Raw genomic sequence first — 25,652 nt, forward strand, 5'->3', positions numbered from 1 at the left:
TAAACAGTTTCAGACGGCCTCGGAAGATACAAAGGTCGTTTATCTAAATATCCAAAAACTGAAACGATTTCTTTTATGCGACTCTGGCACCAAACCCTTATCCCCCTACTCCCCCGCGCCCAGCTTTTGGGGCAACACCGCGAATGCGCTGCTTTACGCGGAGCGGGCTGGGGCAGGCCGCATGCGACGGTTAATTACGTTTTTACCCACTCACCCTACAAACTCTACCTGTATCACGTATTGATTATGGAAGAGATGGAAAAGCGCGGTTACAAACCGGATGTTTTATGGAAAGACCCACTATATCGCGGCAAAGCCGTTGCCCCATACCATTCACACGCGATTGAAGCATCTACTTCGCCGATTTATGCCGAACATGATGATGCTTATCTAGACGAATGTCTGGAAAATTTAAGAAGTAAAGGCATCATGTTATAAACCCATTTTTCAGACGGCCTGAATATTGAATACCCAAGGCCGCCTGAAGCCGCTTTAACCACAACCACTCTTAAACAACCGAGACAATAAAAATGCCAAAAATTACCGTACTCCCACACGCGACATTATGCCCCGAAGGCGCGGTTATCGAAAACGCACCGGAAGGCCAAACCGTCCTTGACGTACTGCTCGACCACGATATCGAAGTCGATCATGCCTGCGAAAAATCCTGCGCCTGCACAACCTGCCACGTGATTATCCGCAAAGGTTTTGACAGCCTGGAAGAGCCGACCGAATTGGAAGAAGACCTGCTCGACCAAGCATGGGGTTTGGAAGCCGATTCACGCTTGAGCTGTCAGGCAGTCGTTGCCGATGAAGATTTGGTCGTAGAAATTCCTAAATATACAATCAACCACGCTCGCGAAGACCATTAAAACGAGGTTTAATGAAAAGGCCGTCTGAAACCATAAATTCATGGTTTTCAGACGGCCTTTTGGTTATGCAGCAAACTATTTGATATGAGGAAAAATAAAACGCATACGCGAAATCTGCATGGAGGCCACCTTCTGCGTAGCTGAATAATTTTCAATTTTTTCTTGCATTCTGATTTGATGCATATTGCCGTTATAACGGGGAGCAGCATTCTGAGATTTGTTTACTGTCGGCAGTTCAGCCTCAGCCTTCAACGCTTCCTCCGCCTCAATGGCCGAAAGTGCAGCCTCATCTCTTACCAAACCGAAACGCTCGATAATGGCATTGGCTTCATCTATATAATGAGATTTGTCCGCGCCATTTTCCAACACCGCATCTTCAAGCACGACCGACAAATGCTTGCCGCAATTTTCGATACGCTCTGCGATACGCGAATAAACCATCCAACGTTTCAACCTCAATGCGCCTGCATCGTCATTGGGTGAAGCGGCATCCAGTTTAATCAAACCATAATGCTTGCCGTAATACAGACGGAACACCAGCTGCTTCAAACCTTCTGTTTCGTCCAGCATCCGATAAAGTTCACGAACCAACAACAGCAAACGGTCGAATGCACCTGCTTGGGACAGATACTCCGGATCATCGGAAGCGAGCGCGTAAATCAGCTTGGACAGCTTGGCGTTGAGTGCGTTATTCATCTTTTTTCCTTTTATTTTTAAGCGATGGATTGTCTTAAGAGCCGTTCCAAAAAATTTGGTTGCATAACAAAGTGTAAATTTTGTATGAAAACCAAATCATACAAAGCGGAATAGAAAGTATAAAACGGCAGATTGCCGTGAATTTTAAGTGTCTTGCCGTATTTTAACGCAACTATGCTATTTTGTTAAAAAATAGCGCCATCATTTATCTGCCAATCTTCCGTAAAACAATCTGGCAGTCCAACTTCTTCTTGATTAAAATAATTACTAATAGCCCAAACCCAATAAAGGAACACATCATGAAATGGACAGATACCCAACGCATCGCCGAAGAACTCTACGACTTACACGGCGACAGCATCGATCCGAAAACCGTACGCTTTACCCAACTGCGTGATTTAATTATGGCTTTGCCTGAATTTGACGATGACCCGACGCGTTGCGGCGAGCGTATTCTCGAAGCCGTGCAACAAGCGTGGATAGATGAAGCAGAATAATCTTTCCCCACTTCCCTATCAAACAAGACCTCAGACAGTTTTTCAGACGGCCTGAGGCCTTTATTAAATTTATTCATACAATTTCGGAAAATTTCGAAATTGACTCATACCAACCTCAAATTTATTATGCAACCTGACAACAAATAAAAGATATGCAGAAGGTGCATAGCCATGAATCACGCTCGAGAAATCGCCGCTTTAAACAACAGCCTTTCTGATTTAAAAGGCGACATCAATGTTTCATTCGAATTTTTCCCGCCGAAAAACGAACAAATGGAAACCATGCTGTGGGATTCCATCCATCGCCTGCAAACCCTGCATCCGAAATTCGTTTCCGTAACCTACGGTGCAAACTCCGGCGAACGCGACCGCACACACAGCATCGTCAAACGCATCAAACAAGAAACCGGCCTTGACGCTGCCCCCCACCTGACAGGTATCGACGCCAGCCCTGACGAGTTGCGCCAAATCGCCAAAGATTATTGGGATAGCGGTATCCGCCGCATTGTCGCCCTGCGTGGCGACGAGCCGCCCGGCTACGAGAAAAAACCTTTCTATGCCGAAGATTTGGTCAAACTGTTGCGCTCCGTTGCCGACTTTGATATTTCCGTAGCAGCCTATCCAGAAGTGCACCCGGAAGCCAAATCCGCACAAGCCGACTTAATCAATCTGAAACGCAAAATTGATGCGGGTGCAAACCACGTTATTACCCAATTTTTCTTTGACGTGGAAAGCTATCTGCGCTTCCGCGACCGTTGCGTGATGATGGGCATTGACGTTGAAATTGTTCCCGGCATCCTGCCCGTAACCAATTTCAAACAATTGACCAAAATGGCCCAAGTGACCAATGTCAAAATCCCAAGCTGGCTGTCTAAAATGTACGAAGGTTTGGATGACGACCAAGGCACGCGCAACCTTGTTGCCGCCAGCATCGCCATCGACATGGTCAAAGTCCTCTCGCGCGAAGGTGTCAAAGACTTCCACTTCTACACCCTCAACCGCAGCGAACTGACTTACGCCATCTGCCATATTTTGGGTGTACGCCCCCGTTAATAAAACAGACGGCCTCCCCATTCTGATTTACAATATCGAACATTCAGGCCATACTGGCCTGATTCAAAATTCCAACTAGGAGAGTTAACATGACAACATTGCATTTTTCAGGCTTCCCGCGCGTCGGTGCCTTCCGCGAATTGAAATTCGCACAAGAAAAATACTGGCGCAAAGAAATCAGCGAGCAAGAATTGCTGGCTGTTGCTAAAGACTTGCGCGAGAAAAACTGGAAACACCAAGCTGCTGCCAACGCTGATTACGTTGCTGTAGGCGATTTCACTTTCTACGACCACATCCTCGACCTGCAAGTTGCTACCGGTGCCATCCCTGCCCGTTTCGGCTTCGACAACCAAAACCTGTCTTTGGAACAATTCTTCCAACTGGCCCGCGGTAACAAAGACCAATTCGCTATCGAAATGACCAAATGGTTCGACACCAACTACCACTACTTGGTGCCTGAATTCCACGCCGATACCGAATTCAAAGCCAACGCCAAACACTACGTTCAACAACTGCAAGAAGCCCAAGCTTTGGGTCTGAAAGCCAAACCGACCGTTGTTGGTCCGTTGACTTTCCTGTGGGTTGGTAAAGAAAAAGGCGCTGTTGAATTCGACCGTCTGAGCCTGTTGCCTAAACTGTTGCCTGTTTACGTTGAAATCCTGACTGCTTTGGTTGAAGCCGGTGCCGAGTGGATTCAAATCGACGAGCCTGCTTTGACTGTTGACCTGCCTAAAGAATGGGTAGAAGCATACAAAGACGTTTACGCTACTTTGAGCAAAGTAAGCGCCAAAATCCTGTTGAGCACTTACTTCGGTTCTGTTGCCGAACACGCTACTTTGCTGAAATCCCTGCCTGTTGACGGCCTGCACATCGACTTGGTACGCGCTCCTGAACAGCTAGACGCATTTGCCGACTACGACAAAGTTCTGTCTGCCGGCGTTATCGACGGCCGCAACATTTGGCGCGCCAACCTGAACAAAGTTTTGGAAACTGTCGAGCCTCTGCAAGCCAAACTGGGCGACCGTTTGTGGATCTCCAGCTCTTGCTCTCTGCTGCACACTCCATTTGACTTGTCAGTTGAAGAAAAACTGAAAGCCAACAAACCTGACCTGTACTCTTGGTTGGCATTCACCCTGCAAAAAACCCAAGAATTGCGCGTTCTGAAAGCCGCATTGAACGAAGGTCGTGATTCTGTTGCCGAAGAACTGGCCGCTAGCCAAGCTGCCGCCGACTCCCGTGCCAACAGCAGCGAAATCCACCGTGCAGACGTTGCCAAACGCCTGGCCGATTTGCCTGCCAACGCAGACCAACGCAAATCTCCATTTGCCGACCGTATCAAAGCGCAACAAGCATGGTTGAACCTGCCTTTACTGCCGACTACCAACATCGGTTCTTTCCCACAAACTACCGAAATCCGCCAAGCACGTGCAGCCTTCAAAAAAGGCGAACTGTCTGCCGCAGATTACGAAGCCGCGATGAAAAAAGAAATCGCCTTGGTGGTTGAAGAGCAAGAAAAACTGGACTTGGACGTACTGGTACACGGCGAAGCCGAGCGTAACGACATGGTTGAATACTTCGGCGAATTGTTGAGCGGTTTTGCATTCACCCAATACGGCTGGGTACAAAGCTACGGCTCACGTTGCGTTAAACCACCTATCATCTTTGGTGACGTAAGTCGTCCTGAAGCCATGACTGTGGCTTGGTCTACTTACGCTCAAAGCCTGACCAAACGCCCGATGAAAGGTATGTTGACCGGCCCTGTAACCATTCTGCAATGGTCTTTTGTCCGCAATGATATTCCTCGCTCTACCGTGTGCAAACAAATCGCACTGGCTCTGAACGACGAAGTATTGGATCTGGAAAAAGCCGGCATCAAAGTCATCCAAATTGACGAACCTGCCATCCGCGAAGGTCTGCCTTTGAAACGTGCCGATTGGGATGCCTACCTGAACTGGGCCGGCGAATCTTTCCGCCTGTCCTCTACCGGTTGCGAAGACAGCACCCAAATCCACACTCATATGTGCTATTCTGAGTTCAACGACATCCTGCCTGCCATCGCTGCTATGGACGCTGACGTCATCACCATTGAAACTTCACGTTCCGATATGGAGCTCTTGACCGCGTTCGGCGAATTCAAATACCCGAACGACATTGGCCCAGGTGTTTACGACATCCACAGCCCACGCGTACCGACTGAAGCTGAAGTTGAGCATCTGTTGCGCAAAGCCATCGAGGTTGTACCGGTTGAACGTCTGTGGGTTAACCCGGACTGCGGCCTGAAAACCCGTGGCTGGAAAGAAACTCTGGAACAACTCCAAGTGATGATGAACGTAACCCACAAACTGCGTGCCGAACTGGCTAAATAATGTGAGTTAGATGAAAAGGCCGTCTGAAAATTTTCAGACGGCCTTTTTTTATTTATCAATATTTAAAACATAAAGATTACGACTTCAACAACTTACAAAATCCCTGTCGTTGTATGATGTTCTTCCACTCCTGATGTATACACGTTCTGAGTATGGTGATACACAGTCTCTTTAGTCGTTTCAACAATATGGTTGGCTTCTGACAAGATATCGCTCAATGCCACTTTACTGCCGGTCGTATTCACCTTTTTCAGTGCTGCGCCGTTATGGCTATTGCCTTCAGAATACGTCTTGATGTCGTTTTCAAAGCGCAGCCATGAATCATACAGTTTGCCTTTAATGTCCGTCATGATTTTGTTGTTGGCTACATTTAAAGATGCTTTGCCTTTAGGGTTGGTACTGTGTACGTCTACCAAAGCATCATTCAGGGCACCACCAAGTTTCAATGTGTTATTGGTGATGTTGTACTCTTTGGCATTGCTCTTTAAATAGGCAAATTCAACATAGCCTTCAGATTCTTCGCGCACGGAAATTTTGTTGTTGTGAATTGTCACCGCACCATGCATAGCGGCATTGCCATGGTGTTCTTCCACATAAACCGGTACTGCGCCTTTCATAATCTTACCAATATCGGCATCATTGCCGCTGATGGTAATGGTACCGCTACCAATGCCGTTTTTAGATAAAACGCGGTCGTAGGTATCGTTGATGACGGCAATCAGATATTTGGTAGATTCGCCGCTGATCTTGTTGTTTGCCATATTGAGCGTGTAATCCATTTTGCTTTCATGGTTACGGAACTCAATCGCGTAGGTCTGAATATTGTTTTGATAAACCGTCAGATTTTTAATGACATTATCGCTAATATCGAAATAACCTTTATCAGCCGAGTGCAAATCTTTGTATTGGGTATTGGTTTGTACCTGAATCCCTGAATACATGTGGTAGTACTTACCCAAGTCATCATCAACATTCAAACGGAAGCTCGGGTCTTGGATAATGGTATTGCCCGTAATTTTGACTTTATCCATAGAAAACTGGCGGTTGTAGGCAACAATACCATACAGCCGGTCACCCGTTAACACATTGTCTTCAATGACAATGCCTGTACCATCATGCACATCCAAGCCTTTGCGGTAGTTGTGGTCAGTCGTGTTTTTACGGTATGTGATGCCGTAATTGTAACTACCCGCAGCCACAGCCATACCATAGCCGGTACCGCCGTCCGCTTCGTGGCCGTTCCAATCCAAACGGTTGCCCTCGCCGATAAAGTTTTGTTGGAAACCGATCAGCGCACCGGCAACGCGGTTGTGGTGCAGATACGAATCAACAATACGGTTGTTTTCACCCAAAGGCAGCGCTTCGTATTTTTCATCAATTTCGCCGCTTTGTACGCGCGCTTTAAAGGTCAGTTTTTGACCTTTTTCCGTTTCCAAAGAAGCGGTTGACGTAAACATCACACCAGCACGATTGGCACCGGAAACCTCTACTTTGCTGATTAAAGTATTGTCCGCATCGTTCACTAAAATGCCGTTTACCTTGCCAAAATAGCTTAAGCCTTTGCGGTAAAAATCAGGGTTGGTATATTGAACCGACAAGTCGGCAATGGTTTTATTGTTTTGCCCATCAACCAAAATACCGGCAAATTCGCGGATATCGTCATGGTTGGTGTCCGGATTGAACACGCCCGTCTGTGCTTTATCAAACGTTACTTTGGTTTTGCCCATACCCGAACCAAACAAACCGCGTGCGCCGGAAACGGTTTTATCCATCACAATCTGGTTGGAAATATAGTAAGTACCATCCAAGAAGACCATGGCTTTTTCTTTATGAGCCGCTTCTAAAGCTGCTTTAAATGCCTGAAGACTGTCTTTTTTACCCTGCGCATCGGCACCAAAATCATTCACACGAACGTAATTACCGTACTCTTTAGATTCATACACGCGGTATTTTCCGGATAGGCCTACCCTGCTTTCAGCATGGTCGTCAATTTTGTTTGCTTTACCCGAACTGAGGTGGCCGTCGTGGCTATTGATTGCTTTTTTACCGGAAGAAACGCCCGCTATTTTGTCATGGCCGTCTGAATCCTTCAGATTCTTTTTATGAACAATCTCAACGGTTTCTTTTTCTTCGGCAATTCTGTCTTCCGCCTCTTTCTCTTTGCGGGCGGCTTCTTGTTTGGCTTTACGCTCTGCAATCGCTTTTTCGACTGCCGCTTTATGCGCTTCTTTTGCGCGTTCGACCGCCTTTGCTTTGGCAGCGGCAGCCTCGGCTATTTTTTTTGCTTTAGCCTCTTCGTAAATTTTTTGCTTTTCAGCCAGAATTTTTTCCATCGATTTATTGACTGGTTTAGCTGCCGTTGCTTTATCGGTAGCGGCAGGTTTATTTGTTACTTTAGGCGCAATGATATGTTTACTGGAAACGCTGCTTACAGAAGCAACACTGGCCCGTGCAACATGCATTTTTGTCACAAGGCCGTCTGAAGATGATGATGAACTGTCAAATCTTGCTGCCTCCGCCACATGCACTACTTCTCTCGTTACCGTATTTTTACCGCTTAATTGCTTAAGCTCAGGAGAAACCGACGGCATATCCCCCCAATTGTGGGTGTGTATCCATTCTTTTAGAGGAGAAGATGATTTGGAATTTGCTTCAGGTGTGGATGAGCCGTGACGAATGTGGGTACGGCCAAGAGGAGCAAGTTTATGTGACATAATCAGCGTATTTCCTTGTATCGAATATCGCCTTTCCCACCGCACAAGCGTGCAACAAAAAAGCCGATTGATTAAAGAGGTAAGACGGATTCTGTCGTAACAACAATTGCCTGTATAAAGGCCAAACTGAAGTTGGCCGCTTTGAGAAACTCGGCAGCGTTTCCCCTTCTGCCGGTTTTCTGATTGGAAACGGTCATGGTGTCAGACAGAACCCTTGGATGACTTTATATAGGCGATCTGTCCGCGTACCATGTATCCGGTTATTTTTGACGGAAATGTATCAGAGTCCCTTTTTAATTGATTAGTTCATCCAGAGTTAAGTTATTTTTGATTTTTATAGCAAAATAAAAATGGTTTTATCTTGCACTGGTTTCCTTTTTGACTTGACAGAGTGAATCCCGCGAAGCCAAAAAGGAGGGAAATTCTAACACGATATGTTTTTAGCATTCCCTATTTAACTAAATTTACAAAATATACAGAATAAATATCTATAACTGTTTTTAACTTCTTCTAAAAATCAATAAAATTCGATATTTCCAATATGTATTTTTACAACATGACTGCGCATTATATACCGATTATCTAAAAATACTACCGTTTGTTTAAAAAATTTAGCATTTTATTATCGCTTTTTCCTTCTAAATGCCAATAAAAAAAGCCGTCTGAAAAAATATTTCAGACGGCCTTTTATATTAACGTTCTACTTAACAAACTTCGACCAACCAGCCGTGTTTGTCTTCTGTCAAACCGTATTGAATGTCGGTAATCGCCTTACGGATTGCGTAACCGCGCTCTTGGCTCTTCACTTCAATTTCTTTGCCATCAATCACGAAAGAAGTTACTGGAGAAATAACCGCAGCCGTACCAGTCAGAATCGCTTCCGCACCATTCTCAATCGCAGTTTTCAGCTCGTCGACAGTAAAGTTGCGCTCGGTAACAGTGTAACCCAAATCTTTGGCAACAGTCAGCACGGAATCACGGGTAACGCCGTGCAGGAATTCATCTGTCAACGGTTTGGTAATGATTTCATCGCCGTTAATCAGGATAAAGTTGGACGCGCCGGTTTCCTGAACGTCGCCATTCGGGCAGAACAATACTTGGTTTGCACCATGCTCTGCTTTGGCTTTCAATACCCAAGGCATGGCGGAAGCGTAGTTGCCGCCGCATTTCACACGACCCATATGTGGGGCGCAACGGATATGTTCGGTTTCCACCAAGATTTTAACGGGCGAACCGGCTTTGAAATAGTCACCGACAGGAGAAGCCAGAATGTACAGCAAGGCTGTTTCGGAAGGAGAACCGGCTTTGCCGATCACAGGGTCGGTACCGATCAAAGTCGGACGCAGGTACAAAGCGGCAGGCGCATCAGGGATTTCCTCGGCGGAACGTTTGACCAATTCGATCAAAGCATTCAAATAAGCCTCTGTCTCAGGACACGGTAGGTGCAGAATATCTGCGCTTTGCTGCATACGCGCGATGTTAGCAGTCGGGCGGAACATCACGATTTTGCCGTTTGCCTGACGGAATGCCTTCAAACCTTCAAAACATTCGCTGCCATAATGCAAAGCATGTGCGCCGGGGGCGAGTGTCAGGTCTTTGGAAGATTGCCATTCTACCGGTTGCCATTTACCTTCACGATAAGCGATAACGGGCATTTCAGCGTGGAAAACGCTGCCGAATACGGCTGGGACTGGTCTGCTCATGATGATTGCCTTTCTTATTCTGATTTGTAAGATAATAACTAAAGACTGAACAATACGCCTTTCAATATGGGTTTGACAAGTACCCGTCAGCATAAAGACACCATCTCCCCTGCCGTCTGAAACATGCCGTTCTATCCGAAATCCGGCAAATCGTTTAAACTGATACCATTTTTCAGACGGCCTGCCCCAACCGCAGCCAACCCGGAGTAACCCATGAAACTCATCTATACCATCATCAAAATCCTGATTCTTCTTGTTTTCCTCCTGCTGGCCATTACCAATACCCACACCGTATCCTTCTTCTACCTGCCCGGCCAAAACATCAATCTGCCGCTAATTGTCGTGCTTTTCGGTGCATTTATTATCGGTATCGTGTTCGGTATGTTTGCCCTCTTCGGCCGTCTGCTGTCCCTGCGCAGCGAAAACAACCGCCTGCGTGCCGAAGTGAAAAAATACGCCCACCTTTCCGAAAAAGACCTGACCCCGGTCAAAACCGAAACACCGGCAACGACTTCCGAAGCCACTCCCAAAGCGTAATGCCACCAATCAATAAAGGAATACCATGGACAACGAATTGTGGGTCATCTTACTGCCCATCGTCCTCCTCCCCGTTTTCTTCGCTATGGGCTGGTTTGCCGCGCGCGTCGATATGAAGACCGTCCTGAAACAGGCTAAAAGCATACCGGCAGGGTTTTACAAAAGCCTTGACGCCCTCGTTGACCGCAACAGTGGCCGCGCCGCGCGCGAATTGGCGGAAGTGATTGACCAACAGCCGCAGTCATACGACTTAAACCTGACCCTAGGCAAGCTCTACCGTCAACGCGGCGAAAACGACAAAGCCATCAATATGCACCGCGCCCTGCTCGATTCGCCCGACACAGTCAACGAAAAACGCGCGCGCGTGCTTTTTGAATTGGCGCAAAACTACCAAAGCGCAGGCTTGGTGGACCGTGCCGAACAAATCTTCCTCGGCTTGCAGGAAGGCGATATGGCACGCGAAGCCCGCCAACACCTTTTGAGTATTTACCAACAAGACCGCGACTGGGAAAAAGCCATCGAAATGGCGCAACTCTTGAGCCATGACGAACAAACCTACCAGTTTGAAATCGCCCAGTTCTATTGCGAAATCGCCCAAGCCGCACTGTTCAAGTCCAACTTCGACGCCGCACGCTACAACATCGGCAAAGCACTCGAAGCCAACAAGAAATGTACGCGCGCCAACATCATCCTCGGCGACATCGAATACCGTCAGGGCAACTTCCCTGCCGCAGTGGAAGCGTATTCCGCCATCGAGCAGCAAAACCACGCCTATCTGAGCATGGTCGGCGAGAAGCTCTATGAAGCCTATGCCGCGCAAGGCAAGCAGGAAGAAGGCCTCAACCGCCTCATCGGCTATATGCAAACCTTTCCCGATCTTGACCTGATCAACGTCATCTACGAAAAGGCTCTGCTGCTCAAAGGCGAAACCGAAGCGGCGCAAATCGCTGTCGAACTCGTCCGCCAAAAACCCGACCTCAACGGCGTGTACCGCCTGCTTGGCTTGAAACTCAGCAGTATGAATCCGGAGTGGAAAGCCGACACCGATATGATTCGTTCCATTATCGGCCGCCAGCTGCAAAAAAGCGTTATGTACCGCTGCCGCAACTGCCACTTCAAATCCCAAGTCTTCTTCTGGCACTGCCCTGCCTGCAACAAATGGCAAACCTTTACGCCGAATAAAATCGAGATTTAATAAAGCGTTAAGCATCAAAAAAGGCCGTCTGAAATCTTTTCAGACGGCCTTTTTATTACAAAGCAAAGAAAGGAAGCAAGAATCGTTCCAACAAGAAAAAAATAAAGTTGAATCATACTTAATTATTCGGAAAAAATATGAGAAAGAGTATAATAGTTGGATATAAGAGAAGTTTTAGGAGCAAATATGAAAATTCACTTTGAAAAAGGACTTCAGTTAGAAAATGCCCAACTCATTTGTCAGTGGTCTAATGCTTTGGGAGAAAGTTTTCAGAAGCAATGGATGGGGCCAAAGATTTCTTATCCCTTGATTGCCCAATCCTTGCAAAAGATGGAAGGGATTTTTTCCATTTTTGTTGGAGAAGAGTTTGTAGGCATCATCCAGAAAATCAAACTAGAAGATAAAAATCTTCATATTGGAAGATTTCTCATAGCTCCACAGAAGCAGGGAAAAGGATTAGGTAGAAAAGCTTTTCAATACTTTCTTCAAGAAATGTTTGAAAATGAAGAAATAGAAAGTATTTCCCTAACGGTTTTTGAGTCAAATCAAATAGCTAGAGACCTCTACCAAAAAGAGGGATTTGAAATTGTTCAAACCATTGAAGTTCCAGAACGTAAATACATAATGAGAAAATCTAGGTAAGAACTAAATTACACTAGAAATTGTCCCCTTTATCAAAGTAGCTCAAAATATAGTCTTACACACCAACAATATCTACTCAACAACGCTGCTCTGCCCATGCCAAGGCCGCTACAATCTGAGCCTCAATATCGGCATTAAACTCGCCGGCACGGTACGCATCGCGCAATTCCGTGCGACGGGTTTCATCTGCCGCAATTTGGTTTAACACCACTTGCGGAAACTCGTTAAACACAGGCCCGACTTCTTCATGCCCCATCAAAAACAGCGCAGGGATTTTTTGATTGGCGCGGACGATTTCCTGTTGGCGTGGATTCTCAAAACGGCTGCTGTCGCCAAAATCGTTTCGGGCAATATAGTTGACGCGGATATTGGGATTCAACTCCGCCATTTTCTGAATAAACGGCACAAATACGCGGCAATCGGGACAATATGGCGCAGCGGCAAGCAGCCAATTTTGCGGACGGCTGATCTTTTTAACCGCCTCTACCGTTTGCGCCGACAGCTCGGTCGCCTGATAGAGTTGCTGCTGTTTCAATTTGTCTTCTTCGGTATCAAAATCCAAATATTCTGCATAAGTAGCCATGCTTTACTCCTGTTCTGTTGTATCGGTTTTCCCTGCCACGCCGGTCAAAAGCGGCACAAGCAGATTGACGACGAGGTTTTCAAATAGCGGCTCATCAAGAGGCGACTCGTCCGAATGGCCAAACACCAGCTTCACTTCGGTATATTCTTTCTGCCCTTTACTCATTTTGTTACCGTTAAAAACATCATAGGCTTTTCTCAAGGCAGCATCCCAATCCTCTTTCTTGTTGTATTCCTCCGCCGCGGCAAGGCTGGTTTTGGCAAAAAACGGTAAAGGGGTATTTTGTCCGATTCGGAAATATACCAACCATTCTTTCAAAAGCTCTCTCGCGGCCTCTTGCCCGATGGCGGCATAGGTTTCGGTCTGCCCCAAGCTGACAATATAGGTTTGTCGGTTGGCAACGGATTTAGGGGCGACGGCGCAAAAAATCAAATGCTCCAATAAACGGGCAATGCGGTTGGGTGCATTGTCTTTTTGGTTTAGGAACACAATACGACCGCATTCATAAAGATTGCCGATGGTGCCTTGTAAAACCAAATCGTCAAAGGATTCTTCATAAGGTTCAGACGGCCTTTTGTCGCTGCGTATCAACTCGGCATCTACGTTTTTCGCAGATATCTGATACTGTTTCTGCCACAAGCCGCCCAACTCGCCTACCGGCATCAGGCTTTCTGCATTCAGCCGAATGGCCGTATCTTCAAAATCTTCACCTTTGCGCCGCGCATCCAAATAGGCATCGGCAATCCGACCTTCATGTTGCGGCTCAAACGGTTCGGCAGATTCCCATGCGCCGTCCAGATACGGCTGATCCCAGCTTAAATTTTTCTTCAGCCAAACTTTGACAGGGTTGCGCCAAAAACTGACGAGTTCGCCTTGATGAATGGTTTTGCCCGGTTCTTCCTGACTTAAGGCCTCACGGAAAAACGGCTGCGCTTCCGCTTGCGGCTGGTTCAACGCATCGGCATAATCTTGGCGCGTACTGAAGAGGCCGTCTGAAAGCGCGCCCTTTTGGAAATAACGGCGCGAAAACGCCTGCAAAGGATGATGTTTCACCCATTTCTCCGACAACTCACGCCCGCTTTTCCCCGTCATAGCGGCAATAGTATCCAGCAGCTCGCTGATTAACGAAGACGGCGCGAACTCGGCATCATTGCGTATATCGCGGCCGATATAAGACAAATACAGCATTTCGCGTGCGCTGATTAAGGCTTCAAGGAAAAGATAACGGTCGTCGTCGCGGCGGGCGCGGTCGCCTTTTTTCGGATGTTTGGCAATCAGGTCGAACACTGCCGCTTTGGTATTGCGCGGAAAATCGCCGTCATTCAGACCCAACAGGCAAACCATTTTAAACGGCAGGCTGCGCATCGGCACCATACTGCAAAAAGTAATGCCACCGCTCAAAAATCCGGCTTGGCTTTCGCTGTCCAAAAAGCGGCGGATATGGCGGATAACGGTTTTACACGGCAACAATCCGTCAAATTCGGCCAACTGCGCCTCTTCCTGCCATTTCGCCAAAGATTGCTCAAACTGTTGCTTGGCATATTGGTCGTCTGTATCCGGAGCAAACAGTTTCTCCAGCAAATCGCGGCAACGCTGCACCCAGCTTTCCACATTGGCAGGCTCTTGCCATTGCGCCGCCATATCAGCCAAAGTACGGATAAATTCGGCAAAACCGCTGAACACGTCCAACTGGTTGACATTACTATGCCACGCGCTCACACCCTGCCACATACCGTTGCCGCCTTCAGGCAGCATCCAGCCCAAGGCCAAACGCTCTACCGCCTGCTGCCAAGTAAAGAGGTTGTCTTTGCCCTCGCGCATGGTTTGGTCCAAACCCCAATGCACATTCAATCCGGCAACAGTCTCATGCAGCAGCGGCACATCTTCCTCGCTCAAACCGAAGCGTTGCAACACCAACCGGCTTTCCAGCAAAGGCAAAACCTTGTCCACTTCAAACCGGCTCTCCAGTAAGTCCAAAGTTTGCGCCAAAGCATACAGCAACGGCTGACGGCGGCTGAGTTTCACATCCGAAATCGAATACGGCAAAGCCTGGCTACCTGCATGCTCCTGCCCAAAAACGGCTTCGATAAACGGGCTGTACGGCTCGATGTTTGGCGTCAAAACGGCAATATCGTGCGGTTGCCAGTCGGGATTGTTTTGCAACACCAGCGACAGCTCTTCTTTCAAAATCTGCAATTCGCGCAAAGGGCTGTGTGCCGCAACGATTTTGACTGAGCCGTCGTTCAGCAGCTTGTCCGGCTCGACACACACTGGATTGCCGTCCGCATCGTGAACCTGAACCAAAGCCTGCTGCGCGCCTGCTTCGCCTTCTTCCTGTTGATATAAGCGTTCAGACGGCATGATCAAGTTTTGGATATCGTTTTGCAGGCAATGCAACAAGGTATCGTCTCTTCCCTCTTCATAAACCTGAATATCCTGCTCGGTTTCCACTTCCGACAGAAAATCAAAGAAATCGCGTCCCTGCTTGCCCAAAGAAGCCAACAGCGGATGCCCTGCCTGCGACAAATCCGCCTCATCGCCCCTTTTCAAAATTTGCGCCTCGTCGATGACCTCGCCCCAATATTGGCTGCTCGGGTTGAGCGCGAACACAAACACATCGCAATGCTTGGAAATTTGGTGCAGCAGTTGCAGATACATCGGTGCCATTGTCGAAATGCCGAATACAAACAACCTTTGCGGCAAAACCGATTTATCCAACTGCGCCAACAGCTTTTCCCACAAGGCCACGCGGTGCGGCGCCGATTGGCTGCCATCATCCAAATAACGCCACAGCCGCGCCTGCCAATCCTCATCATCGCCCAAACCCAGCAGCTTCCCAGCCTGCCACGCATCAATCCAATCCGGGCGGTACACCAAATATTGGTCGAAAATATCTGCCATCTGTCCGGCAAGCTGATAATCCGCCGATGCCGAGCTGTGCAAATAACTTTCCAGCTTCAGGCGCACGTTTTCGTACTCCGGGGCCGTCTGAAACGCTTCGCTGCGGAACAAATCCAGCAAACGCCAGCGCATAACTTCAGGCGAAAACGGACTGAGCGGCGGCACATCGGGAACCAATTTGCGCATCAGCTGCCACGCCAAACCGGCAGGCAGGCTGAACTTCAAATTCGCCGCCACGCCGAGTTTGCGCGCGAAAAACACATTCAGATAACGCCGCATCCCCTGGCTCTGCACCACCACTTCTTCCTGTGCCAATACCACATCCAAAGGCAAGGCCTGATGAATATGCGCGCACATTTCGGCAAGCGCTTCCAAACGGTCGGACTGATAAAGATAAAACATAGCAGACAATCTAAAAAACAATTGCCCACATTATAATGCCATTAGGACAAATGCTTCAGCAGAAGCGGCAAACAAAAACACAGGCCGTCTGAAACACATCGCTTCAGACGGCCTAAAACAAACCCATCGACAGCCAATTATTAATTATTTATCGACCCCTGTACAAACCGGCTTCTCCTATCCTATAATTTCCCACATTCGGAATGTAGCGCAGCCCGGTAGCGCACTTCGTTCGGGACGAAGGGGTCGGAGGTTCGAATCCTCTCATTCCGACCAAATACAAAACCTGCTTGAGTCCAAGCAGGTTTTTTACATTCGGCAAGCCTATATTTCCGGCGGGAAAGGCGCGCCTTCGGGATGTTTGTAGCGGTTGTACATAAACAAATATTGTTCCGGAAAACGGCGTATCCAATACTCGGTATTTTCATTGATCACGCGCGCGTCGTTCTCCTTATCGCCGTTCAACTCGCCGCGCAAAGGCTCTATATGCAAGACAAAGCCTTTACCGTCGGGCAAACGCTCGCCGCAGAAAAACAAAGCCTTCACGCCTTTGACTTGCGCCAGCTTGCCTGCCAACGTCATGGTGTAGGCAGGTTTGCCGAAAAAGTCCACCCACACGCCGTCGCCTCCTTCTTCCGGAGACGGTACATGGTCCGGCAACACAATGGTCGCTTCGCCGCCGCGCAGCGCTTTGATGATTTGTTTGACGCCCTGAATGCTGGTCGGTGCAGTCTTGCCTTTACCGCGCACGCGCCCTGCCTGCATCACCGCATCAAATGCCTTGATTTTCGGCGGCTTGTACATCGCCGTCAGCGGAAACGGCAGTTGCTGGCTGATGTAACGACCCGCCAAATCATAGCTGCCGATGTGCGGCGTGATAAACAGCAAACCTTCGCCCGCGCTCAAGGCCGTCTGAACATGTTCCCAACCGTTGACGCTGACAAACAGGTTTTCAATTTCCTCAGGCCGTCTGAAAAACGCCACCGGCAATTCCAAGCCGCCTTTTGCCGTTTCACGGAAAACTTTTTTTACTGCCTCGTCCGTCGGGTTCAAACCGGCAAGTTTCATGTTTTCAAAAACACGCCGGCGATCTTTCGACAGCACGCGGAAACCCAAACTGCCGAGCAGGTTGCCTAATTTGTGCAACCAAGCCAAAGGCAGCGCGGCCAAAAATTTAAAAACAAAGGTAACAAGCGTTTGCATAAGGGTTTACCAAAATGAAGTGGACAGATTGTAAACGAAACAGGCCGTCTGAACAAAACAGACTTCGGGCAAATATATTGCGGCGCACCTGCTTTTCTGCTACTATCCGCGTTGCATTAAGAGTTGGGAATTCCATGCCAACCTGCTTTTCAAACGGAAAGGTAAGGTGGACGGTTGAAAAACCGATGTGGCTCGCCAGAGCAATCCAAACCCGCTTAATGCGGGAATTTTTTTGCCTGTAAGAAACGTGCAACAGGATTCCGAAACAGTAGGCAAGTGCGAATGTTTCTCACTTGTATAGAGAAAAAGCGGAGTTTTTGTTATGATTTCCGCTGTCCGAAATAAAAGGCCGTCTGAAAACACAGCAGCCTGTTTTTAATGAAAGAATAGCAATGAGCGAATATCTGTTTACTTCCGAATCGGTATCCGAAGGCCATCCGGATAAAGTTGCCGACCAAGTATCCGATGCGATTCTGGATGCCATCTTGGCGCAAGACCCAAAAGCGCGTGTCGCCGCAGAAACCTTGGTCAACACAGGCTTGTGCGTATTGGCAGGCGAAATTACTACCACCGCCCAAGTGGACTACATCAAAGTCGCACGCGAAACCATCAAACGCATCGGCTACAACTCCTCCGAGCTGGGCTTTGACGCCAACGGCTGCGCAGTCGGCGTGTACTACGACCAGCAATCCCCCGACATCGCCCAAGGCGTGAACGAAGGCGAAGGCATCGACTTGACCCAAGGCGCGGGCGACCAAGGCTTGATGTTCGGCTATGCCTGCGACGAAACCCCTACCCTGATGCCGTTTGCCATCTATTACAGCCACCGCCTGATGCAGCGTCAAAGCGAATTGCGCAAAGACGGCCGCCTGCCTTGGCTGCGCCCTGATGCCAAAGCGCAACTGACCGTGGTTTACGACAGCGAAACCGGCAAAGTAAAACGCATCGACACCGTCGTCCTGTCCACCCAGCACGATCCGTCTATCGGCTACGAAGAGCTGAAAAACGCTGTGATCGAACACATCATCAAACCGGTTCTGCCGTCTGAAATGCTGACTGATGAAACCAAATACCTGATCAACCCGACCGGCCGCTTCGTCATCGGCGGCCCGCAAGGCGACTGCGGTTTGACCGGCCGCAAAATCATCGTCGATACCTACGGCGGCGCAGCTCCGCACGGTGGTGGCGCATTCTCCGGCAAAGACCCGTCCAAAGTGGACCGTTCCGCCGCCTACGCCTGCCGCTATGTTGCGAAAAATATCGTTGCCGCCGGTTTGGCAACCCAATGCCAAATCCAAGTTTCCTACGCCATCGGCGTTGCCGAACCGACTTCGATTTCCATCGATACTTTCGGCACCGGCAAAATCAGCGAAGAAAAACTGATTGCCCTGGTTCGCGAACATTTCGACCTGCGCCCCAAAGGCATCGTCCAAATGCTCGACCTCTTGCGCCCGATTTACAGCAAATCCGCCGCATACGGCCACTTCGGCCGCGAAGAGCCTGAGTTTACTTGGGAGCGCACCGACAAAGCAGCCGCATTGAAAGCAGCTGCAGGCGTGTAAAACGACGATAAAGGTCGTCTGAACAGGCATTTCAGACGGCCTTTTTTACATCTCAATATTCAAAACCTTTTTACGAACGACACATCGTATTTTCACAAAACAGCGTAACAAATTTTGGATTGCTATGCCGCCTTTGTGAATCTACATAAATAAAATTGAAAGAATGCATCATGAAAAAATGGCTGCTGGCTGTTTTGCCTGCCACCGCACTGGCTGCTCCGCCTCAAGGCTTTTATCAAAATTACCAAGACTGGGACATTGCCTGCGACAATACCGGTACCTGCCGTCTTGCGGGATATCAGGCGGATGAAACAGAAACGCCGGTTTCCATCTTGTTTACCCGAAAAGCGGGGGCGAACGCCGCCGTTGCCGGCGAAGTTTCCCTGCTGCCGTTTAACGACGATGATAGGCAACTCGCCCGTGTGGCGGCCCGCAACGAATTGATGTTGAATGGCAAATCACTGGGCAAATTGGCGTTGAACAAAAAAGGCCAAGGCAAATTGAACAGCGCGCAAACCAACGCCTTGCTCGAAGCGTTGAAAAAAGAAAGCAAAATCAGCATCCGCGCCGGCAAATATGAATGGCACTTGTCCGACAAAGGCGCGGCGGCGGCAATGTTGAAAGCGGACGAATTCCAAGGCCGTCTGAACACGCCTTCCGCACTGATACGCAAAGGCAACAGCAGTCAGGCAGTCCTCAGCCCGCAGCCCAAACCCGTCATCCGCGCCGTTGCCGTGCCGAAAACAGCAGGCGATATACTGGAACAAGACACACCGCGCCACAGCGCCGTCATGAAGCTGCTGCGCAACAGCAACCGTGTTTCTGAAGGCGACGATAATTACTGTTACGCCCTGCACAATAAAGAGCAAATGGATTGGAACCGCAGCCTAAATATTTATCCGCTCAACAAACAACAAGTTTTAGTGGAGGCCGTCTGTATCGGCGGAGCCTATCAAACCAGCGGCTACTATGTCATTGCCGACAAAAAATTAACCAAAATCGAACAAGTACTGCCACCAATGACATACGGCGGGCACGGCGGATTCGATGAGAAAACAGCCACCCTTAGCGGCAGCTTCAAAGGCCGCGGCATAGGTGATTGCTGGTCGGGCAATGCCGCAGTGTGGGACGGTAAAACGTTTGTCCGCAGTGAGGAACACACCACCGGTTCATGCAAAGGCTTCACAGGCGGCGCATGGCTGATGCCTATTTTTGAAGCCCGTGTTGAGCGTTAAAAGACACGGAATATTTACGATAGAAAGCAAAGGCCGTCTCAAAATTCCCGTTTTCAGACGGCCTTTTTCCTTATACAATAGCCACTTGAATTTCTATATACATTCTGAATAAAGGATACGGATTATGTTCGGCAAACAACTTTTTGAAGAAGTCAGCTCCAAAATCAGCGAAACCATCGCCAACAGCCCTGCCAAAGACATGGAAAAAAACGTTAAAGCCATGCTCGGCAGCGCGTTCAACCGCATGGATTTGGTAACCCGAGAAGAATTCGACATCCAACAACAGGTTTTGATTAAAACCCGTACCAAGCTGGCCGAATTGGAAGCCCGTTTGGCCAAACTCGAAGCCGCCCAAGAGCCTGAAGAAGCTGCTTTGAAAGCTGCCGAAGAAGCTGCCGAAGAAGCAGTTGCCGAAATCGCACAACAAACCGAAGCCGCCGAATAAGGCCGTCTGAAACATGTCGCTTGCTTTGGTTTACAGCCGCGCCTTAAGCGGTATGAACGCGCCGTTGGTCGAAGTGGAAGCCCACCTTGCCAACGGCTTGCCACATTTCAATATCGTCGGTTTGCCCGATACTGAAGTCAAAGAAAGCCGCGACCGCGTGCGTGCCGCCATCATCCAAAGCGGCTTCGACTTCCCCGCCAAGAAAATTACTGTCAACCTCGCACCGGCCGACCTCCCCAAAGAATCCGGCCGTTTCGATTTACCGATTGCCTTAGGCATTCTTGCCGCATCGGGACAAATCAACCCTGAAAAGCTCGCGCAATATGAGTTTGCCGGAGAATTGGCGCTGTCCGGACTGCTGCGTCCCGTACGCGGCGCGCTGGCCATGGCATGGCAGGGAATGCAGGCCGGCCGTTCGTTCGTCTTGCCGCAAGAAAATGCCGAACAGGCTGCCGTCATGCGTGGCATTGCGGTTTATGGCGCACGTTCTTTGGGCGAAGTGGCCGCCCATTTAAACGACATCGAACCGTTGACACAAACCGAATGCAAACTGCCACAAAGGCCGTCTGAACAAAGTAAAATACCCGACTTAGCCGATGTCAAAGGCCAACATACCGCCCGCCTCGCCTTGGAAATCGCCGCGGCAGGCGGACACAGCCTGCTGATGATGGGCCCTCCGGGTACAGGCAAATCCATGCTTTCGCAACGTTTGCCCGGTATCCTTCCGCCTTTGACCGAAGACGAATTGGTCGAAGTCTGGGCATTGCGTTCGCTCCTACCCAACCATCAACAGCAGCTCGACAGCAACCGCCCTTTCCGCAGTCCCCACCACAGCGCCAGCTCGGCTGCCATGGTCGGCGGCGGTTCCGACCCGCGTCCGGGTGAAATTTCTTTGGCGCACCATGGTGTGTTGTTTTTAGACGAATTGCCCGAGTTTGACCGTAAAGTATTGGAAGTATTGCGCGAACCTTTGGAAAACGGCGAAATCCATATTTCCCGCGCCGCACGCCAAGCCGTTTATCCGGCCAAGTTCCAGCTCGTCGCCGCCATGAACCCCTGCCCTTGCGGCTATCTCGGTCATCCGTCCAAACCTTGCCGCTGCACGCCTGAAAGCATCGCCCGTTACCGCAGCAAAATTTCAGGGCCATTACTCGACCGCATCGATTTAACCATCGAAGTCCCCAGCCTTTCCGCCGCCGAGCTGATGCAACAAGAAGCCGGAGAATCCAGTGCCGCCGTATTAGAACGCGTTACCGCCGCGCGAAAAATCCAATACGGCCGACAAGGCAAAGTTAATGCCGAATTGAGTGTCAGCGAACTCGATGGCAAAGCCCGTATCCAAAAAGAAGCGCAAGAAGCCTTGGGAACCATGCTCGAAAAACTGTCCCTATCCGCGCGCAGTTTCCACCGCATCATGCGCGTTGCCCGTACGCTGGCCGATTTGGCAGGCGACGAGGAAGTCAATAAAACCCATGTGATGAAAGCCATCGGTTTCCGTCGCGCCCTCTAACTTTTCAGACGGCCTGAATCTTTATATTTAAGTAAAACTAGAGTAAACAAAGCATCAGGATTTTGCCGTCTATAACGGTTATTGATAAAATATCGAATTCAAACTCAGACAGTCTCCCTTCAGGCCGTCTGAACCCATTATTACAAGGTAAGTCATGAAAAAATCTACACAATATGGCAAAGGCTTGGCCGGTTTCTTTTTCGGCCTGATACTGGCAACAGGTATTATTGCCGGTATTTTGTTCTTCTTGAACCAAGGCAACCAAAACGTTTTCAAAGAGCTGACCCAGCCTAAACAAAGTGAAGAACCTGAAATCCTGAAGCCTCAAGACAAAGCAGAGAAACGCCCTGCTACCGACAATTCGTCCAGCCAAGCAGATGAAGAAAAAGCCAAGGCTGAAAAAGAAGCTGCTGAAAAGGCTGCCAAAGAAGCTGAAGAAAAAGCGGCACAAGCAGAAAAAGAGGCTCAGGAAAAAGCCGAGCGCGAAGCCAAAGAAAAGGCGGATAAAGCTGAAGCAGAAAAAGCCGAACGCGAAGCTAAAGAAAAAGCTGAAAAAGCCGCTGCCGATAAAGCCGAACGCGAAGCCAAAGAAAGAGCAGACAAAACTGCCGCCGACAAAGCCGAACGTGAAGCCAAAGAAAAAGCCGCAAAAGCGGAAGCAGAAAAAGAAGCCGCCAAGAAAAAACTGGCCGAGAAAAAAGCCGAATTAGAAAAAAAACGCGCAGAAAAAGCCAAAGCTGAAAAAGAAGCTGCCGATAAAACTGCAAAAGACAAAAAAGCGGCCGACCAACTGACCGACAAACAAAAAGAGCGTGCCGAGCGCAAATTGGCTGAGAAAAAAGCGGCCGAAGCCAAAAAACAAAACAAGCCGACACCTGAGCAAATCCTCAATAGCGGCAGCATCGAAAAAGCTCGCAAAGCTGCAAATGCCTCTGCAACAAAAGAAAGCAGCAACGCCGCTGGCAAACAATCGGCAGAAAAAGCCGAAGCAGCTGCCAACAGCGGTAAAAAGGCATTCCTGCAACTTGGTTCATATGCAGACCGCTCCAGCGCAGATTCACAACGTGCGAAATTGGCTATTTTAGGTGTGTCTTCCAAAGTGGTTGAGTTGCAAAACGGCGACAAAACCATTTATCGAGTTCAAAGTAACACCATGCCGCAGGAAGCCGCTGTGAAACTGCAAAAAAACCTGCAAGGCCATAATATCAACAGCTTGATTCGTTCTGCCAAATAATGGAATCACTGATGAAGCAGCGTATGAAACAAACTATTGCCGCACTCAGCCTGAGCCTGCTCAGTCTGAGTGCGCAGGCTGCTACCGAAGGCGTGGACTATACCGTTCTTAGTCGCCCTATCCCGCAGCAGCAAGCCGGAAAAATTGAAGTGCTAGAATTTTTCGGCTACTTCTGCGTCCATTGTTACCATCTCGATCCGGTTTTGTTGCAACACAGCAAAACCTTCGCTAAAGATGTTTCCTTACGGACAGAGCACGTCGTTTGGATGCCTGAAATGTTGGGCTTGGCCAAGGTAGCCGCTGCCGTCAATCTTTCAGGTTTGAAATATCAGGCCAATCCAGTCATCTTCAAAGCTGTTTACGAACAGAAGATTAACTTGGCTGATGCAAATATATTCCGATCATGGGTCGGTAAACAGACAAGTTTTGACAGTAAAAAACTGCTTCAAGCCTACAACAGCCCTGCCGCCGCGTCGGCTGCTGCAAAAATGCAGCAATTGACGGAAACTTATCGAATTGAAAACACACCAACTGTCATTGTCGGTGGTAAATACAAAGTCAATTTCAACGGTAGTGACTGGAAAGCCGGTATGAAAACCATAGACGAACTCATCATTAAAGTCCGCCACGAACAATCCTCAAAACCACTTTAACTATTCAACAAAAGAAAGACGGCCTCAAGGCCGTCTGAAAACTTATGGACATTCTGATTTTATTTAAAGCACTTATTCTCGGTATCATCGAAGGTTTAACCGAGTTCCTCCCTATTTCAAGTACCGGTCACTTGATTGTATTCGGCGACTTGATGAATTTCCAAAGCAACGGAAAAGTATTCGAAATCGCCATCCAGCTCGGTGCCGTATTAGCCGTCGTATTCGAATATCGCCAACGATTTACCCATATCATAAAAGGACTAGGCAAAGAGCGAACAGCCAATCGCTTTGTGCTGAATTTATTTATCGCGTTCATCCCTGCTGCGATTGTTGGCCTCTTATTCAGTAAACAAATTAAATTGCATCTTTTCAACCCGATTACCGTTGCTACCATGCTGGTATTAGGTGGCTTCTTCATTTTATGGGTTGAAAAACGCCAAACAACAGCCAAACCTAAAGTCAACCATGTCGATGATATGCGCCCAATCGACGCATTTGTTGTAGGATGCGCCCAAATTTTTGCCCTTATTCCTGGTACATCACGTTCAGGCAGCACCATCATGGGTGGTATGCTGTGGGGACTAGAACGAAAAACAGCTACCGAATTTTCATTCTTCCTTGCCGTACCAATGATGATTGCGGCCACAGGTTACGACATCTTAAAAAATTACAAACTCTTTACCTTGCAAGATGTCGGACAAATTGCCATCGGTTTTATCGCAGCATTTATCGCCGGTTTATTAGCAGTAAAAGCTTTGCTGAAATTTGTTTCCAGTAAAAACTATGTTCCTTTTGCCTACTACCGCATCGTATTCGGTGGTCTGATTCTCCTTACTTGGATACTAGGCTTAGTCAGCTGGAACGAATAATCGCTCCCTTCATTCTCCTCAAAGGACGTGCCCGCGCACGTCCTTTTTCTTCTCCTTTATCCATTCCACCCTATTGTCACCCCGTAAAAGGCCGACACTCCGCATCATTGCCCCTAAATATCTCCTCACCGTCCGTACAGCTGCCCTTCCCCTTCATCTTCCCGCACACCACCGCCGTCAGCGACTCGTTCAAGCGCAGCACCCTCGGCTCCGCCTCCCTGTCCAGCGCCACCGCCTTCAAGGTAAACTTACCCTCCAGGATGCCCTTAGCCTGACCGCTCATCCTGATACAGAAACCGCCCGCCTCCTTCACCGGCAGTTCCGGCCACTTCGTCGACGTCAGCTTAAAGCTGCCCTTTTTCGTATAGAACTGCTCCATAAAGCGCGCATTTTCCAGCAGCGCTGCATGAGCCGCACGCAGGTTGGCCGAGCGGACCGATTCCCGATAGACCGTAAAGGCCGCCGTTGCCAAGATCGAAACCAGCAGCATCACCACCAGCAGCTGTATCAAGGAGTAGCCCCTCTGCACAGTTGCCCTATCCCATTTTCTGTCAAATGCCTTTAAGTACATATCTTTCTTCCCTTTATCTTCTATATCTCTATCCAACAAGAGGCACCCTATCCGTTTATCCCTTCACCCCATGTAAAGTCTCCACTGGTTCAAGTTTTATTCCCACCCCCAAACAAAGCCGCCCCGTGGCCCAACCGGCAAACGGTTCGGCCTCGGGGCGGCATATACGGCACAAACGTCCGTCAGACTTATTTTTTCACGGCAGGCTG

Annotated in this window: 22 protein-coding genes, 1 tRNA gene and 1 riboswitch; of the genes, 16 read left to right on the plus strand and 7 right to left on the minus strand. The window is 48.8% G+C overall.

Features of this window, described 5'->3' with window-relative positions:
* Positions 1-75 precede the first annotated feature (75 nt).
* Together ACTHSA_RS01750 and fdx are read left to right on the plus strand one after the other, a co-directional pair.
* Positions 76-438, plus strand: coding sequence for a TIGR02328 family protein (locus ACTHSA_RS01750; protein ID WP_004519250.1), 363 nt, complete (start codon positions 76-78; stop codon positions 436-438).
* Between the two features lie 92 nt (positions 439-530).
* The gene (gene fdx / locus ACTHSA_RS01755; RefSeq protein ID WP_004519249.1) at positions 531-872 is read left to right on the plus strand and encodes an ISC system 2Fe-2S type ferredoxin; all 342 of its coding nucleotides are present in this window, start codon (positions 531-533) and stop codon (positions 870-872) included.
* A 75-nt stretch (positions 873-947) separates the two neighbouring features.
* Here the strand turns inward: fdx and ACTHSA_RS01760 are convergent, their stop codons facing one another.
* A complete protein-coding gene (locus ACTHSA_RS01760; protein ID WP_004519248.1) occupies positions 948-1,568 on the minus strand; it encodes a hypothetical protein in 621 nt (206 codons plus the stop codon).
* A 299-nt stretch (positions 1,569-1,867) separates the two neighbouring features.
* Between ACTHSA_RS01760 and iscX the strand changes: the two genes are divergently transcribed.
* The 3 genes from iscX (at position 1,868) to metE (ending at position 5,484) form a co-directional block, all read left to right on the plus strand.
* A complete protein-coding gene (iscX, locus tag ACTHSA_RS01765) occupies positions 1,868-2,065 on the plus strand; it encodes a Fe-S cluster assembly protein IscX (protein ID WP_039861945.1) in 198 nt (65 codons plus the stop codon).
* Positions 2,066-2,236: 171 nt separating this feature from the next.
* Entirely contained in the window at positions 2,237-3,118 is an 882-nt protein-coding gene (gene metF, locus ACTHSA_RS01770) for a methylenetetrahydrofolate reductase (RefSeq protein WP_049323818.1), read from the plus strand.
* An 89-nt stretch (positions 3,119-3,207) separates the two neighbouring features.
* Positions 3,208-5,484, plus strand: a complete 2,277-nt coding sequence (gene metE / locus ACTHSA_RS01775) for a 5-methyltetrahydropteroyltriglutamate--homocysteine S-methyltransferase (RefSeq protein WP_004521067.1) — start codon at positions 3,208-3,210, stop codon at positions 5,482-5,484.
* Between the two features lie 92 nt (positions 5,485-5,576).
* Here metE and ACTHSA_RS01780 read toward each other — a convergent pair whose 3' ends face one another.
* The gene (locus tag ACTHSA_RS01780) at positions 5,577-7,817 is read right to left on the minus strand and encodes a right-handed parallel beta-helix repeat-containing protein (RefSeq protein WP_070625982.1); all 2,241 of its coding nucleotides are present in this window, start codon (positions 7,815-7,817) and stop codon (positions 5,577-5,579) included.
* Between the two features lie 1,085 nt (positions 7,818-8,902).
* The gene (gene ilvE / locus ACTHSA_RS01785) at positions 8,903-9,901 is read right to left on the minus strand and encodes a branched-chain-amino-acid transaminase (RefSeq protein WP_049344435.1); all 999 of its coding nucleotides are present in this window, start codon (positions 9,899-9,901) and stop codon (positions 8,903-8,905) included.
* Between the two features lie 213 nt (positions 9,902-10,114).
* Between ilvE and ACTHSA_RS01790 the strand changes: the two genes are divergently transcribed.
* The 3 genes from ACTHSA_RS01790 (at position 10,115) to ACTHSA_RS01800 (ending at position 12,275) form a co-directional block, all read left to right on the plus strand.
* Entirely contained in the window at positions 10,115-10,438 is a 324-nt protein-coding gene (locus ACTHSA_RS01790) for a LapA family protein (RefSeq protein ID WP_004521063.1), read from the plus strand.
* Positions 10,439-10,463: 25 nt separating this feature from the next.
* The gene (gene lapB, locus ACTHSA_RS01795; RefSeq protein ID WP_003684462.1) at positions 10,464-11,633 is read left to right on the plus strand and encodes a lipopolysaccharide assembly protein LapB; all 1,170 of its coding nucleotides are present in this window, start codon (positions 10,464-10,466) and stop codon (positions 11,631-11,633) included.
* 186 nt (positions 11,634-11,819) lie between these two features.
* A complete protein-coding gene (locus tag ACTHSA_RS01800) occupies positions 11,820-12,275 on the plus strand; it encodes a GNAT family N-acetyltransferase (protein ID WP_004521061.1) in 456 nt (151 codons plus the stop codon).
* A 76-nt stretch (positions 12,276-12,351) separates the two neighbouring features.
* Here ACTHSA_RS01800 and ACTHSA_RS01805 read toward each other — a convergent pair whose 3' ends face one another.
* Positions 12,352-12,858, minus strand: coding sequence for a thioredoxin family protein (locus ACTHSA_RS01805; RefSeq protein ID WP_070625944.1), 507 nt, complete (start codon positions 12,856-12,858; stop codon positions 12,352-12,354).
* Positions 12,859-12,861: 3 nt separating this feature from the next.
* Entirely contained in the window at positions 12,862-16,161 is a 3,300-nt protein-coding gene (recC, locus tag ACTHSA_RS01810; protein WP_070625946.1) for an exodeoxyribonuclease V subunit gamma, read from the minus strand.
* 199 nt (positions 16,162-16,360) lie between these two features.
* Between recC and ACTHSA_RS01815 the strand changes: the two genes are divergently transcribed.
* Positions 16,361-16,437 (plus strand) — tRNA-Pro (locus ACTHSA_RS01815).
* Positions 16,438-16,485: 48 nt separating this feature from the next.
* Here the strand turns inward: ACTHSA_RS01815 and ACTHSA_RS01820 are convergent.
* The gene (locus ACTHSA_RS01820; protein ID WP_070625949.1) at positions 16,486-17,364 is read right to left on the minus strand and encodes a lysophospholipid acyltransferase family protein; all 879 of its coding nucleotides are present in this window, start codon (positions 17,362-17,364) and stop codon (positions 16,486-16,488) included.
* Between the two features lie 108 nt (positions 17,365-17,472).
* Positions 17,473-17,583, plus strand: a riboswitch (SAM-I-IV-variant riboswitch).
* 173 nt (positions 17,584-17,756) lie between these two features.
* Between ACTHSA_RS01820 and metK the strand changes: the two genes are divergently transcribed.
* The 7 genes from metK (at position 17,757) to ACTHSA_RS01855 (ending at position 24,872) form a co-directional block, all read left to right on the plus strand.
* Positions 17,757-18,926, plus strand: a complete 1,170-nt coding sequence (metK, locus tag ACTHSA_RS01825; protein WP_440367821.1) for a methionine adenosyltransferase — start codon at positions 17,757-17,759, stop codon at positions 18,924-18,926.
* Between the two features lie 170 nt (positions 18,927-19,096).
* Positions 19,097-20,161 (plus strand): DUF1176 domain-containing protein, encoded by a 1,065-nt coding sequence (locus ACTHSA_RS01830; RefSeq protein WP_440367823.1) that lies wholly within the window; start codon positions 19,097-19,099, stop codon positions 20,159-20,161.
* Between the two features lie 124 nt (positions 20,162-20,285).
* Positions 20,286-20,606 (plus strand): accessory factor UbiK family protein, encoded by a 321-nt coding sequence (locus ACTHSA_RS01835; protein ID WP_049323809.1) that lies wholly within the window; start codon positions 20,286-20,288, stop codon positions 20,604-20,606.
* 13 nt (positions 20,607-20,619) lie between these two features.
* Positions 20,620-22,116, plus strand: coding sequence for a YifB family Mg chelatase-like AAA ATPase (locus ACTHSA_RS01840; RefSeq protein WP_440367825.1), 1,497 nt, complete (start codon positions 20,620-20,622; stop codon positions 22,114-22,116).
* A gap of 154 nt (positions 22,117-22,270) precedes the next feature.
* Positions 22,271-23,350, plus strand: coding sequence for an SPOR domain-containing protein (locus ACTHSA_RS01845; RefSeq protein ID WP_070625957.1), 1,080 nt, complete (start codon positions 22,271-22,273; stop codon positions 23,348-23,350).
* An 11-nt stretch (positions 23,351-23,361) separates the two neighbouring features.
* Positions 23,362-24,003: a thiol:disulfide interchange protein DsbA/DsbL gene (locus ACTHSA_RS01850; RefSeq protein WP_070625984.1), complete on the plus strand. Its 642-nt coding sequence runs from the start codon at positions 23,362-23,364 to the stop codon at positions 24,001-24,003.
* 44 nt (positions 24,004-24,047) lie between these two features.
* Positions 24,048-24,872 carry an undecaprenyl-diphosphate phosphatase gene (locus ACTHSA_RS01855; RefSeq protein WP_070625960.1) on the plus strand — a complete coding sequence of 275 codons (825 nt, stop codon included), beginning with the start codon at positions 24,048-24,050 and terminating at the stop codon, positions 24,870-24,872.
* Between the two features lie 76 nt (positions 24,873-24,948).
* Here the strand turns inward: ACTHSA_RS01855 and ACTHSA_RS01860 are convergent, their stop codons facing one another.
* Positions 24,949-25,443 (minus strand): type IV pilin protein, encoded by a 495-nt coding sequence (locus tag ACTHSA_RS01860; protein WP_049337096.1) that lies wholly within the window; start codon positions 25,441-25,443, stop codon positions 24,949-24,951.
* Positions 25,444-25,652 lie beyond the last annotated feature (209 nt).

The sequence above is a fragment of the Neisseria sp. P0008.S002 genome (assembly GCF_051962805.1).
Taxonomy (GTDB): domain Bacteria; phylum Pseudomonadota; class Gammaproteobacteria; order Burkholderiales; family Neisseriaceae; genus Neisseria; species Neisseria perflava.